Origin of the sequence: Anaerostipes hominis (ex Lee et al. 2021) (assembly GCF_002270485.1) — a bacterium.
In the GTDB taxonomy this organism is placed as follows: domain Bacteria; phylum Bacillota; class Clostridia; order Lachnospirales; family Lachnospiraceae; genus Anaerostipes; species Anaerostipes hominis.
On sequence record NZ_NQOG01000004.1, the window covers coordinates 52,595 to 67,389 of the forward strand.

The 14,795-nt window shown below is 45.9% G+C and carries 9 protein-coding genes; 1 reads left to right on the plus strand and 8 read right to left on the minus strand.

What is annotated here, in order from left to right; genetic code table 11:
• The first annotated feature begins 108 nt into the window (after positions 1–108).
• On the plus strand, positions 109–1,743 hold the full coding sequence (locus tag CI597_RS05685) for a Na/Pi cotransporter family protein (RefSeq protein ID WP_024727059.1): 1,635 nt from the start codon (positions 109–111) through the stop codon (positions 1,741–1,743).
• On the opposite strand, the gene CI597_RS05690 is transcribed toward CI597_RS05685, so the two are convergent.
• The 8 genes from CI597_RS05690 to ftsY all read right to left on the minus strand — a co-directional run bounded on the left by CI597_RS05690 (position 1,738) and on the right by ftsY (position 14,776).
• Complete coding sequence (locus CI597_RS05690) at positions 1,738–3,663, minus strand: glycoside hydrolase family 13 protein (protein ID WP_024727058.1); 1,926 nt, start codon at positions 3,661–3,663, stop codon at positions 1,738–1,740. The two genes, CI597_RS05685 and CI597_RS05690, sit on opposite strands and share 6 nt — an antisense overlap.
• Positions 3,664–3,678: 15 nt before the next feature.
• Positions 3,679–6,132: a glycogen/starch/alpha-glucan phosphorylase gene (locus CI597_RS05695; protein ID WP_024727057.1), complete on the minus strand. Its 2,454-nt coding sequence runs from the start codon at positions 6,130–6,132 to the stop codon at positions 3,679–3,681.
• Between the two features lie 26 nt (positions 6,133–6,158).
• Positions 6,159–7,610, minus strand: a complete 1,452-nt coding sequence (gene glgA / locus CI597_RS05700) for a glycogen synthase GlgA (RefSeq protein WP_198959573.1) — start codon at positions 7,608–7,610, stop codon at positions 6,159–6,161.
• Positions 7,603–8,736 (minus strand): glucose-1-phosphate adenylyltransferase subunit GlgD, encoded by a 1,134-nt coding sequence (gene glgD, locus CI597_RS05705; protein WP_024727055.1) that lies wholly within the window; start codon positions 8,734–8,736, stop codon positions 7,603–7,605. Before glgD ends, glgA begins: the two co-directional genes overlap by 8 nt.
• A gap of 13 nt (positions 8,737–8,749) precedes the next feature.
• Entirely contained in the window at positions 8,750–9,934 is a 1,185-nt protein-coding gene (locus tag CI597_RS05710) for a glucose-1-phosphate adenylyltransferase (protein WP_024727054.1), read from the minus strand.
• A 23-nt stretch (positions 9,935–9,957) separates the two neighbouring features.
• The gene (glgB, locus tag CI597_RS05715; RefSeq protein WP_024727053.1) at positions 9,958–12,222 is read right to left on the minus strand and encodes a 1,4-alpha-glucan branching protein GlgB; all 2,265 of its coding nucleotides are present in this window, start codon (positions 12,220–12,222) and stop codon (positions 9,958–9,960) included.
• Positions 12,223–12,625: 403 nt separating this feature from the next.
• Entirely contained in the window at positions 12,626–13,843 is a 1,218-nt protein-coding gene (ilvA, locus tag CI597_RS05720) for a threonine ammonia-lyase (protein ID WP_024727052.1), read from the minus strand.
• On the minus strand, positions 13,844–14,776 hold the full coding sequence (gene ftsY, locus CI597_RS05725) for a signal recognition particle-docking protein FtsY (RefSeq protein WP_024727051.1): 933 nt from the start codon (positions 14,774–14,776) through the stop codon (positions 13,844–13,846).
• Positions 14,777–14,795: the final 19 nt, after the last annotated feature.

Consider the following 14,795-nt stretch of genomic DNA (forward strand, 5'->3'; position numbering starts at 1 on the left):
GAAAAATGACAATCTGTTTTTCTTGTCTCTTTGCTTATTTTAAAGTAAAATAGAAGTAACGTATTTGTAAAATCTATGTTAAATTTTATATAAACCAAGGAGGCAGCAATGAGTTCTTTTCTATTACCGATGGCCGGCGGCCTGGGACTTTTTTTGTACGGAATGAAATTGATGAGTGACGGTCTTGAGAAAGCCGCCGGTGCCAGGCTGAGAGGGATCCTGGAATTTTTCACAACCAACCGATTTTCCGGGATGCTGGTAGGCATCTTCTTCACAGCGATCATCCAGTCGTCCAGTGCCTCCACGGTCATGGTCGTAAGTTTTGTAAACGCAGGTCTTATGAATCTGTCACAGGCAGCGGGCGTGATCCTCGGCGCCAACATCGGAACAACCGTGACCTCCCAGCTGGTAGCATTTAATCTCTCAGATGCAGCACCTGTTTTTTTAATGTCCGGCGTGATCATGGTCATGTTCGTACAGAACCCAAGGATTAAAAAAGCAGGGGAAGTTGTTCTGGGATTCGGCGTGCTGTTCACCGGCCTTACCACCATGTCATCTACGATGTCATTCCTCAAGGACTCACCGGCTGTCATGCAGGCCCTTTCCGGATTGGACAACCATTTTGCCGCTGTATTGATCGGCTTTGTCATCACCGCTGTACTCCAGAGTTCCTCTGTGACGGTCAGCATCGTACTCCTGATGGCTTCCCAGGGACTGCTGGGACTTCCCATCTGTTTTTTCATCATTCTGGGCTGCAATATGGGTTCCTGTGTGTCTGCACTCCTCGCCAGTTTAAGCGGAAAGAAAAATGCAAAGCGCGCCGCAATGATTCACTTTTTATTTAACATCTTCGGAAGCGCTGCAATTTTTACAATGCTCAGCTTATTCCTCGGCCCGATCACCGACACGATCTTACATATATCAAGCGGCAATGTAGGGCGCAGCGTTGCCAACGCTCATACTTTTTTCAAAATCTTCGAAGTCCTGATCATGTTCCCGAGCACAGGACTGATCGTCAAACTGGCAGAAAAGATCGTCCCCGGAGACGAAGTAAAGCCTGCCCGCTCCGATCTTAACTTCATCGGCGAGTACCGCTCTCCGATCTCCGCGATTCCTCAGGTCCGGCAGGAGATTTCCCGCATGGCAGAGCTCGCGAACAAGAATCTGGAACTGGCTTTCCACGCATTTTTAAATTGCAGTACAAAACATTTGGGAGAGATTTACCAGAGAGAGGAGGAGATCGACAGTCTGAGCCAGAAGATCACCGACTTCCTCGTCAATTCCAATCTGCAGGAACTGCCCGTAGGCGACCGCGAGATTCTCGGCAGCATGTTCTATACCGTCGGCGACATCGAGCGCATCGGCGATCTTGCCGAAAATTTCGCTGACAGTGCCCGCTCAGCGGCTGACCACAATTCCCGTCTGAGCAAAGATGCGAAGCGCGAGCTGGTGAATTTGTACAACGCTGTATCTGCCCTTCTTAAGGACGCCGTGCTGATCTTTAAAGAGCACAAAAAAGAAATGATCCCCGACTTTTATAAACACGAACAGGCCATAGATGCCATGGAACGCCGCTATCAAAAACGCCACCTGAACAGAATGGCCCAGGGCATCTGTGAGCCCCGGGCCGGTCTGTTATTTTCTGATATGCTTTCATCCCTCGAACGGATCGCTGATCACGGGACAAATGTTGCATTCTCCGTCATGGATCATGCGGACGAAGAGTTATTGACGGAATTATGACAGACGCATGATCTTATAGTCTGATTTTTGTACCTTTGTGTGGACACGGGTATTGCCAAGCATCTTGACGAGACGCCTGTGTTCCTCCTCAGGCACCCCTTCCCTGTGATCCGCGATGTCAAATTCTATTTCTTCTTCCTCTTCTCCCGGATTGACAAGCAGGAGATAGGCCCCTTGTCCGCACGGTTCTCCAAATATATCTTTATTCCCGGCGACAAAACGCAGGACTGCCAAAACGTTTTCCGATGCACCGATGTACAGCGCATACCCTGTCTGAAGGATTTTCTCCCTGCTCCTGAACACAGAAACCGTCTTCAATTCTTCATAAATTTTCGTGTCATGTTTAAAATAAGGTCCCCGGTTAAACGGGTCCATCAGGCCGTTCATCCCATATTCATCCCCATAATAAATCGAGGGAATTCCCGGAATGAAAAACTGGATCGCAAATGCCAGCCTGGAAAGCACGGCTCCCCTGCGGTCATTTTCTGATGTGACCACATAGTCGATCTGGTTTTCCCTTGACGGCAGCATCTCATTCATGCCGGAAGCCAGTGTCGTCCGGATTCTTGGGATGTCGTGGGACGAAAGCAAATTCATCACACTGTAATAAAACGGCTTTGGATAATTGCACTGCTGCCCCAGCAAAAACTGCTGCATGGCATACGCATCTTCATTTCCAAGCAAAAAATTGACACAGTTTACCTTAAACGGATAATTCATAGTGCTGTCAAGACCCCTGCCGAGAGCATATTTTCTCTTGACCCCATAGCTTTCCTTGGTGGTCACATCTTCCCACACTTCCCCGATCAGGGCATAGTTCTTAAACATCTTTTTCATCGTTTTTCGCATCAGGAAAATAAATTCATCCGGAAGCTCATCTGCCACATCCAGCCGGAATCCCGATGCCCCCAGGTTAAACCAGTGCTTTAACACGGAATTCCTTCCCGTGATAATATAAGACAGGAAGCGGTCATCCAGCTCATTGACTTCCGGCAGACTCCGAAAGCCCCACCAGCTCTTGTAATCTCCCCTGCTGTCAAAAGAATACCAGTCATAATATGGTGAATCCTGGCTCTGGTACGCGCCCACGCTCTTATAATTCCCATTTTTATTGAAATACAGGCTGTCTGCTCCCGTGTGCGAGAAAACCCCGTCCAAAATAATATGGATTCCTTTTCTTCTGGCAACCTCGCATAATTCCCTGAAGTCATCGTTGTCTCCAAGGAACGGATCTACTTTTTTATAATCTCCCGTATTGTACCGGTGATTGGAGCTTGACTCGACGATCGGATTAAGATAAATGCATGTAACCCCAAGCTTTTTCAGTTCATCCAGCCGCTTTTTGATCCCTTCCAGATCGCCTCCGAAGAAATCACACGGATCGTAAAATTCTTTTCCCTCCATCGGTCCGAAAAGCGGGCGTTCCTCCCAGCTTTTATGCACATAAATATCACGGCCCATTTTTCTGTGGTATGCTTCCCCTCGTACGGTATTCTGCCGGTCTCCCCGGCAGAACCGGTCCGGGAATATCTGATACATAATGCCTTTTGAAAGCCATCTAGGCGTCTCAAACCCTCTTTCGTAAACCGTTATCTGAAAGCCCTGGACATCTTCTTCTACCCGAATGCCTTCCCCGCAGGTCCGTCCCGGCCTTGCTCCGTAATAATACGTGTAATTACCCTCTGTGATCCTGAAATAATACCACAGGATACACGCTTTTTCGGGCATCTCTATGATACATTCATAGAAGCCCTTTTTCTCTCTCATTGAAAAGGTCTTATGGTAATCTTCCGAATATAAGACCAGTTCCACAGTGACAGCAGTTCCCTCTAAGGCAAAAAGGCGAAGTTTTACCTCTTCGCCTTTTGTGACAGCCCCAACAGGTTCTCTGTACTGCTCAATTGATGCATTATGGATCATGTTCTCTCACCCTGCCTATTTGTATGTTGGTAAATTCCAGATTTTTTCATTGTATTCTTCGATTGTTCTGTCGGAAGAGAAAAATCCGGATTTGGCGGTATTGATCACCGCTTTCTTCACCCATTCATCGTGGTGATTGATATACATGTCGTATACCTTCTCAAATTCTTCCACATAAGAAGGCAGATCATACAGGACAAAATACTGATCCGGGATATTATGTTCTCCAAACAGCAGAGACTGATAAATATCAGAGTATTTTCTCTTTCCGTATCTCGGAAGTTCTCCGGCGATCAGACAGTTGCACACCTCACGGATCATTGGGTTTTGTTCAAAAATGGTTCCCGGATTGTATGTCCGGTACTGTTTCATGGAATTAATCTCATCCACAGTGGCTCCGAAAATAAAGATATTTTCTTTTCCTACCTGCTCAAAAATTTCTACATTGGCTCCGTCCATGGTTCCCAGAGTCAGCGCACCGTTCATCATAAACTTCATGTTTCCGGTTCCGGAAGCTTCCAGTCCGGCTGTTGAAAGCTGTTCACTGATGTCAGCCGCCGGTATCAGCACTTCAGCCACAGACACAGAGTAGTTTTCTACAAATACAACCTGCATCTTATCCTTCGTAGCAGGATCATTGTTGACCATATCTCCGATGGAGTTGATCAGACGAATGATCTCCTTTGCCCTCTGATATCCCGGAGCCGCTTTTGCCCCGAAAATAAAGGTGATCGGCTTGCTTAAGAAATCAGGATTTTTCTTCACCTGTTTGTACAGATAAATAATATGCAGGCATTTTAACAGCTGTCTTTTGTACTCGTGAAGCCGTTTGCACTGTACATCGATCAGAGAATCCGGATTGATCTCAATTCCCTGTTTCTGTTTCAGATACTTGGCAAGCCTTCTCTTATTGCGCTGTTTAATAGCATCATATTTTTTGCAGAATTCCGCGTCATCAGCCATCGGCATGATCTTTTCAAACAGACGGTAGTCACCGAGCAGGTCTCCCCTGACATTATCCTGGATCAGATCACACAGTTCCGGATTTGCCAGAGCAAGCCATCTTCTGTGTGTAATGCCGTTGGTAATGGCAAGGAATTTTTGAGGATAAATATTGTAAGAATCGTGGAACAGATTCGTCTTTAATATGTCTCCGTGAAGCTGGGATACTCCGTTTACCCTGTGGCAGACGGCAACACAAAGATTTGCCATGCGGATCTGGTTATTTCCGATGATCGCCATATAAGCAATCTTGGCCTCATCATTCGGATAATAAGTTCTCAGGCGCTCACAGTACTTCTGGTTCATGACACAGATGATCTGATAGATTCTTGGCAGAAGGAGCTTAAACATATTCTCGTCCCAGCACTCCAAAGCCTCGGCCATGATCGTATGGTTTGTATAGTTAAAGATCTGGCTTACGATGTCCTCTGCTTCTTCCCATCCAAAGCCTTCTTCGTCCATGAGAATCCTCATTAATTCAGGGATCGCAAGGGTCGGGTGAGTATCGTTGATCTGGACAGCCGCATACTCAGGAAGAGTATGGAGATCTCCTCTTTTTTCCTTGTGGTGTTTCACCATAAGCTGCATAGTGGCAGATGTCAGGAAATAAAATTGCTTTAATCTGAGCAGTTTTCCCTGCATATGGTCATCCGCAGGATAGAGAACCTTTGAGATCACCTCTGCAAACTCTGAGTCCGCAGAGGCCTTCTCATATCTTCCCTTATTGAAGGAGTGAAGGTCAAAGTTCTGCTTGCTCTTTGCACTCCAGAGTCTCAATGTGGCCGGGGCATTGGTCTTATATCCCATTACCGGCACATCGTACGGTACAGCCAGCACTGTGTGATAGTTGTAGTGCTCGATCTTTAAGCCGTCCTCCGTCCAGTTTTCCCTGATCTCTCCGTTAAAGTGGACTTCCATCGTCAGTTCCGGGCGTTCTACTTCCCACACAAAACCGTCTCTCAGCCAGTCATCTTCTACCTCTACCTGGCTGCCGTCGATGATCTTCTGCCGGAACAGTCCGTATTCATAACGGATACCGCATCCGATCGCCGGCAGATTTAATGTAGACAAAGAATCCAGGAAACATGCCGCCAGACGTCCCAGCCCTCCGTTTCCAAGCCCCGGATCGCTCTCTTCATCTAAAATATCGTCAAAGTCAATGCCCATCTTTTCGAAGGCCTCTTTATAGTCCCTCAAAACCCCGGAATTAATCAGGTTGTTGCTGTATGCTCTTCCCATAAGGAATTCTGCAGACATATAATATAATTTTTTCAGTCCCAGATCCTCTGTCTTTTTACGGCTCTTGGTCCAAAGATGCATGATATCATCCCGGATGCAGCCAGCTCCCGCTTTATAAAGCTCATCTCTGGTCGCCTCCTCCAATGTTGTTCCGAAGTTGTTGTTCAGCTTGTTCTCAACATTGCTGATGATCTCCTTCACCTTGCTGTTATTGTTTACAATTTTCATCCTCTGTTGCTCCTTTCACCAGTTGTCTAAAGAATGCTCTGGTATAATTCTAGATATTTTTTGGCTGATGACCCAAAACTGTTGTCAGACTCCATCGCCCTTTGAATCAAGCCTTTCCTGCGCTTTGGACTGTGCAGCGTATTCAATGCATAACGAATGATCGAAAGCATCTCATGCGCATTATAATTCCTGAAAGAAAATCCGTTTCCTGTCTCTTCAAATTCATTGTAGCTCTGGACCGTGTCACAAAGTCCTCCGGTCTCCCGCACGATCGGCAGAGTTCCGTATCGAAGTGCGATCATCTGTGAGATGCCGCACGGTTCAAACTTGGAAGGCATAAGGAACAAGTCGCTGGCAGCGTAGATCTGATGAGCCACCGCATTGTTGTATGCGATATATGAGCATACTCTTCCCTTATACTTATTCTCCATAAAGCGGAAAAATTCTTCATAATCATGATCGCCGGTTCCCAATACGACGAAAGCAATATCTTCCGTACACATCAGCTCATCCAGGATATACTTGACTAAATCAAGTCCCTTCTGTGCAGTAAGACGGCTGACCATGCCGATGATCGGCACTCCGGGAGAAATGCTCAGTCCCAGATCACTGATCAGTTTTTCCTTGTTCTTTTTCTTTCCTGTCAGATCATCTTTATTAAAATGATACTGCAGATACGGGTCCGTCTCCGGATCAAATTCTTCTGTATTGATGCCGTTTACAATTCCCCATGTATCCCAGGCTCTGGCATTCAAAATGCCTTCCAGCCTGTATGCAAACTCAGGAGTTTTGATCTCCTGTGCATAAGTGGGACTTACCGTGCTGATCCGGTCTGCAAATACGAGGGCTGCTTTCATGAAGCTTGCACACTCATAATTATGCATAAATTCCGGTGTATCATACCTCGGATCGATACCCAGCCAGTGATGAAAAGCCTCAAAGGCATACTCACCCTGATACATCATGTTGTGAATCGTAAAGATCGTCCTGGCACGCCCGATCTCCCAATGGCTGTACTGAGTCTTCAAAAGAAGCGGGATCAGCCCGGTCTGCCAGTCATTGCAGTGGAGCACATTCGGAAGGAATCCAATCCTTCCGGCAGCTTCGATTACAGCGCGGCAGAAATATGCGTACTGCTCTCCTTCTGCGTCCCCGCCCCTGTAAACCGCATCGCCGAAGTACTCTTCATTGTCAATAAAGTAATATGTGACATCGTTGAAAAATAATCCCTCAACGCCTACATATACGTCTCTTCCGGCAAAATGTATATAAAAATCTGCCATATGCTTTGTCTGTGCAGCATACTTATCCTTAATCTGACGGTGGAACGGCATCATGACTCTGGTATCCACATGGAGCTTGTTGAGCTCCTTCGGCAGAGTACCGATGACATCGGCAAGGCCGCCCAGCTTCACAAAGGGAGCACATTCCGCTGCAACCATCAGTACGTTCATCATACACTCATTCCTTTTATTCATTGACGCTGGCTCCCTTCGGTATGAACACCGGATGCTGTCTGGATCCGGATAAATGTGCGTTAGAATAGATCTTTACATGACGGTCCATGATCGTATGGTTGATGTCCGCACCCTTTCCGATAAAGCCTTCCGCCATAACGATAGAATTTCTGATCACTGCGCCTTTTTCAATCTGGCATCCGCGGAAGATAACAGAATTTTCTACGGTTCCGTCGACTTCACAGCCGCTGCTGATCAGACTGTTGCTGATATTCGCCTCGATACCATAGCGGGCAGGCGCACTGTCACTCGTCCTAGTATACACTTTATTCTTACCAAAAAACAGTTCTTTCTGCACATCCTGTTTCAATAAATCCATATTAATATTGTAATAAGCCTCCACAGATGTGATGCAGCCTACATATCCTTTGTATTCATAGCCCTGAATATACAGGCGGTCAAAATTCGGAATAAGTACGTCGAAGAAGAAATGTTTTCTGTTGTGGGAGACTGCCTCCTGGATAAAGTCGATCAGGAGTTCCCGTTTCATAATATACACATCCATGCTCTTCTTACCGTAGCGGTGCTTCGTCTCAGAATAGCACATATCCGTAATGCGTCCGGACTCATCCGGTTTCAGGTATACGCCGTCGTAATCACAGTTGGTGGCGTCATCACTGTTGTCAAAATACATCATGGAGATATCTGCGCCGCTGTCGATATGCTTTTCCAGCATGTCGTTAAAATCGGAATTAAATATCACATAAGAACGGCCAAGAAGAATATACGGCTCGGTAGCTTTCTTTAAAAATCCCAAAGTTCCCCTCAGACCATCCATGACACTGGCATATTCTCCGGATCTTCCGCTTCCTGATATGTACGGAGGAAATGTGTAAAGTCCTCCACGTTTTCTGTTGAGGCCCCAGTCTTTCCCGGAACCAACATGGTCCATCAGAGAGCTGTAATTGTATCTTGTCATGATTCCGACGTTTTTAATGGCAGAGTTGACCATATTGCTCAGGAGGAAATCTATGGTCCGGTATCTTCCGCCTACCGGGAGTGCCGATAAGCTTCGGGTGCGCACCAAATCCTGAAGTCTTCTGTTTTCTTCTCCTGCATTTATAATTCCAAGCATTTGATTTTCCATAGTTTCTACCTCCCTAGTGTAAAATAGATTCCGGATAGATCATTGCACCATCCTCAACGACAGCATCCTCAAGCACCACACTGTGATAGCCGATGACGGTAACTTCATTGCCCTCTCCGATTTTGCTTCCTTCTTCCACGACAACTTCTTCATCAATGATCGCTTTATTGATCTCGCTGTTTTCCCGGACGATGGAATCCTTCATGATGACACTGTTCTTCACCACCGCACCTTTTCCGATCTTTACGCCGGAATGAATGACACAGTTTTCCACGGTTCCCTCAATGAAAGAACCATCTGCGATGATACTCTTTTTCACACTGGCGCCTTCTGCTATGTAATGAGGCGGAAGTCCGTAAGTCCTTGTGTAGACTTTCAGCTTGTCATCATTTAAATTCAGCTGAGGATTCTCTTCCAGCAGCTCCATGTTGGCCTCCCACAGGCTTGATATCGTTCCTACATCTCTCCAGTATCCGTCAAAGCTGTATGCATACATCTTCTTTCCTTCTTCCAGCATTCTCGGAATGATGTTCTTGCCGAAATCGTGTTCTGAATCTGGATCATTGGCATCATCGATCAGGTACTGGCGGATCAGTTTCCATTTGAACACATAAATACCCATAGATGCTTTCGTGCTCTTAGGATGAGCCGGTTTTTCTTCAAACTCCTCGATCTTGTTGTCCTTATCGGTGTTCATGATCCCAAAACGCTTCGCTTCTTCCAATGTAACTTCCAGTACAGAGATCGTACAGTCAGCACCTTTCTTCTTATGGTAATTGAGCATTTTCTGGTAATCCATACAGCAGATCTGGTCACCGGACAATACAATGATGTGGTCCGGATCATAGTTGTCGATGAAATTGATATTCTGGTAAATGGCATCAGCAGTTCCGCGGTACCAATTCCCTTTTTCTCCTCTCACATACGGCGGAAGCACGAAGGCTCCTCCGTTCATATTGTCTAAATCCCAGAATCCTCCAGTTCCGATATAGGAATTAAGCTCCAGGGGTTCATACTGAGTCAGGACACCCACGGTATCGATCCCTGAATTCGCGCAGTTGGATAACGGAAAATCTATAATCTTATATTTACCGCCGTAGGGAACGGCAGGCTTCGCCTTCTTCTGGGTCAACGCAAATAATCGGCTTCCCTGGCCGCCTGCCAGCAACATTGCTACACATTCTTTTTTTGTAATCATAGTTTTCCTCCTTCTCACAATACCTATTTTGTTTCTTCTTTTTTATCTGCACTCTTCGCTGCTGTTTTCTTTTTAGTGGAAACTTCAGTCTGCTGCTTTACTTCTTTTTCGGCCTCCTTCTTTTTAGGTTTTTGTATATCTTTTGTTGTCTGTTCTTTTTTTGCTTCCGGCTTCTCGGCTTTCTTCACTGCTACCGGTTCCGCAGTTTTTGGGGTCTCCTTTTTTGCCGCTGCCGGTTCTGTAATTTTAGAAGCTTCCTTTTTCACCGGTGTCTTTACAGCCTCAGTTTTTACAGTCTCCGCTACTTTCGGTGACGGCTTCTTTGCTGCTGCCTTCTTTTGTTCCGCCTTCTTCTTGGCCGGAGTGTCTTCCAGCGTATATTTATACATAACAGCACTGAGCGGTTTTAATGTGATGACCGCATAATGCTCACAGGCGTTCCTCTTGCCTTTGATCTTCTTTTTCCGGACTTTCGCCGACTTCTGGCTGACTTCTCCGGTTCCTCCGTATACCTTATCCCCGGTATCCAGGATCTTTGTAAGCTTTCCGCCTTTCGGCATCGGGATATGGTACTTATCCCACTCTACCGGCGTAAAGTTAAAGATACACACGATCTGCTCCTGCGGTTTTCCTCTGCGCTTTTTAGATTTTCTGATGAATGCCACAACACTGTGATCTGCATCTCTCTGAAGCAGCCATTCAAATCCTTCCGGTTTGTTGTCCAGTTCGTACAGAGCCGGTTCGCTGCAGTAAAGTTCGTTTAACTTCGCCACATAATCGTTCATGGTTTTATGTGTCTCGTATTCATCGATCAGGAACCAGTCTAATTCTTCCTTGTCTCTCCACTCTACAAACTGTGCAAAGTCGTCGCCCATGAACAGCAGTTTCTTTCCCGGATGAGCAAACATAAATCCATACAGCGTTTTCAGTGACCCAAACTTCTGCTCGTATTCTCCGAACATTTTGTTAATCATGGAACCTTTTCCGTGCACAACTTCATCGTGTGAGTATGGCAGGATATAGTTTTCACTGTACGCATAGTCCATAGAGAATACAATGGCTCCATGGTTTTCTTTCCGGAACAGGGAATCCAGTTCCATGTAATAGAGGGAGTCGTGCATATATCCCATGTTCCACTTATATGTAAATCCAAGTCCTTCTTCATCATCTATACTGCTGGTCACTTTAGGATACGCGGTAGATTCCTCAGCCACTGTGATGAATCCGTCAAAATTAGAGCGCATCGTATGATTCAGCTTCTGAAGAAACTCTACGGCTTCGTAATTGATATTGGTACCGTCTTCATTGGGCACAAACTCTCCCGGCTTTTTGCCGAAATCCAGATACAGCATGGCGCTGACCGCATCAATTCGGATACCGTCGATGTGATATTTCTCGGCAAAAAATACGGCGCTGGAGATCAGAAAACTCTGCACTTCCGGCTTTCCATAGTTAAACAGCAGTGTGCCCCAGTCCGGCTGGCTTCCTTTTCTCGGGTCTGCGTGGTCATAAATGTGGGATCCGTCAAACAGGGCAAGTCCGTGTTCATCCCTCGGAAAATGTGCAGGCACCCAGTCTAAGATCACGCCGATATCTGCCCGGTGAAGCTTATCTATAAAATACATAAAATCTTCCGGTGTGCCGTAGCGGGAAGTCACAGAATAGTATCCGGTCACCTGATAGCCCCATGAAAGATCATACGGGTATTCTGTCACCGGCATCAGTTCTACATGGGTATATCCCATCTTCTGCAGATATGGAACGAGCATGTCTGCAATCTCACGGTAATTATAAAACTCCCGCTCTTCCTCTTTCGGCATCTTCCATGTGCCCAGGTGCATCTCGTAAACGGACATCGGCTGGCTTACATCCTGTTTTTTCTTTCTGCGGCTTAAATAGCGCTTGTCCCTCCACGAAAAACCGTCGAGCTCATCCCACACAACAGATGCCGTATCCGGTCTCATCTCTGAATAAAATGCGAACGGATCACTCTTATATCTGCATTTGCCGTCCATGCCTTCCACGTAGTATTTATATAAATCCCCTTTTTCCAGTCCTTCTACCTGGATCGAGTAAATCCCCGGTTCTGTCTGCTTCATCGGATGTGAAAGCGGATTCCACTGATTAAAATCTCCGACCAGACTGACAGACTTGGCATTTGGCGCCCATACCACAAACTCGTGGGAGTCCGCTTCTTTCAAGTAATGGCATCCAAACATTAAATATGCTTTCTGCGCTTTTCCCGTCTGAAATAAATATAAGTCCTCTTTGCTAATGTTTGTTTCCATGGGATAAATCCTCCTCCTTCAAATACATACTAAGTATTATATGTATAAGCTAATAAAAAAAGTGCAAATTTCACCATTTTGTCCTTGCAAATGGTCAAAATCACACTTCCTAATCTACGTATAATCAAATTCTGTATAGCTAAGAACGTAACCGATGCTGTCCTTTACAAGATCAAATTGCTGACATCTGTTTCATAAACCTATTATAACATAAAAAGGGGACTTTATACAACAAATTGTACAAAATTTAATACATTTTTTCCGTCCTTTTTTTGTTAATTTTGAAAACCTAATTTTTGCACTTATTGTAACACTGTGATGCACTAAAAAGTGCAAAAAAACAGTTTCTGTCTTCTGCGGAAACTGTTTTTTGATGACTTTTATTTATCCTTTGTAAAAACTGCTAAAACACACTTTTTGAGCTTCTGATTTCCGGTTTATAGCCGGTGTCCTGAAGCGCCTTGATGATCTTGTTTTTATGCTCTGTACCGAAAGCTTCCATCGTGATCGTAAGTTCCACTGCGCTGTTTCTGTTGATACTTACAAACTGGTTATGCTCTAACTTCACGATATTGCCCTGAGCCTGGGAGATAACCCTTGAAACTCTCGTGAGTTCTCCCGGCTTGTCCGGCAGAAATACGGAAACCGTAAAAATCCTGTCCCTGATAATCAGACCGTGCTGTACCAAAGATGCAATCGTAATAACATCCATATTTCCGCCGCTGATGATCGGGACCACTTTTTTCCCCTCTGCTTTTAGATGCTTCAGTGCCGCAATGGTAAGGAGGCCTGAGTTCTCTGCAAGCATCTTATGGTTTTCCAAAAGATCCAGAAAGCACGGGATCAGTTCTTCATCTTCTACCGTAATGATATCGTCGATATTGTTTTGTATGTAAGGGAATATCTTTTTCCCCGGCGTCTGAACAGCCGTACCGTCGGCGATGGTATTTACATGTTCGCAGGATACAACTTTTCCGGCCTCCAGTGAAGCCTTCATGCAGGCCGCTCCCGCAGGCTCAACACCGATGACTTTGATCTTTGGATTTAAAAGCTTGGCCAGGGTAGAAACTCCTGTCGCAAGTCCTCCCCCGCCGATCGGTACTAAAATATAATCCACGGTAGGCAGTTCCTTGAAGATATCCATCGCAATGGTCCCCTGCCCTGTTGCAACAGCCAGATCATCAAAGGGATGCACAAATGTAAATCCTTTCTCCTGTGCAAGCTTCAGCGCATGTTCACACGCTTCATCATAGACATCTCCGTAAAGGACCACTTTTGCGCCTAAATCTTTCGTCCGGTTGACTTTCAAAAGCGGAGTCGTAGTCGGCATAACGATGGTAGCCTTCACACCCTGTCTCTTTGCGGCCAGCGCCACTCCCTGCGCGTGATTTCCGGCAGATGCGGTGATCAGTCCTTTTACTTTTTCTTCTTCGTTCAGTGTGCTGATCTTATAATACGCTCCCCGTATTTTATAGGCACCGGTCAGCTGCATGTTTTCCGGCTTCAAATAAACGAGGTTTCCTGTCTGCTCAGAAAAATAATCGCTTTTGATCAGTTTTGTGGGCAGAACGATCTCCTGTACTTTGTCATATGCTTTCTCGAATTTGTTTAATGTTAACATCTACTCATCTCCTCTATCAAACAGTGCGTTTACAAACATATCCGGATCAAACGGCTGCAGGTCATCCACCTGTTCGCCGATTCCGATATATTTCACCGGAATTCCCAGTTCTGCCTGGATTGCTATGGCTATGCCTCCCTTTGCCGTACCATCCAGCTTTGTCAGGATAATACCGGAGATGTCTGTGGCCTCTTTAAACTGTTTTGCCTGTGCAAGGGCATTCTGACCCGTCGTGCCGTCCAGTACGATGAGTGTCTCCTTGTACGCTTCCGGGTATTCCCGCTCAACAATGCGGTTGATCTTCTTCAGTTCATCCATCAGGTTCTTTTTGTTGTGAAGCCTTCCGGCCGTGTCACACAGAAGCACATCTACATTCCTGGCTTTCGCAGCGGAAACCGCATCGTACACCACGGCTGCCGGGTCCGCCCCTTCAGCCTGGCTGATAATATCTACACCGGCGCGGCCTGCCCACTCTTTCAGCTGTTCAATAGCACCCGCACGGAATGTGTCCGCCGCCGCCATCATGACCTTCTTCCCCTCGCCTTTCAGCAGGGATGCCATTTTGCCCACTGATGTGGTCTTGCCCACGCCATTGACGCCGATGACCAGCACAACGCTCTTTTTATCTTTAAAATCATATGCCTCTTCGTCCAGCTTCATCTGCTCCTTAATGGAGTCAATGAGAACCTGCCTGCACTCTTCCGGCTCTTTGATCTTATCTTCTTTTACTTTCTTTTTCAGATTTTCAATGATGCTCATGGTAGTATCAATCCCCATGTCGCTCATGATCATTATCTCTTCCAGTTCTTCATAAAAATCATCGTCAATGCTGGAAAACCCTTTAAAAATAGAGTCAAAACCTGAGGCAATGTTATCTCTGGTCTTTGTAAGTCCTGCAGCCAGTCTGCTGAAGAATCCTTTCTTTTCTGCCATTTCAAATCTCCTTCCTATC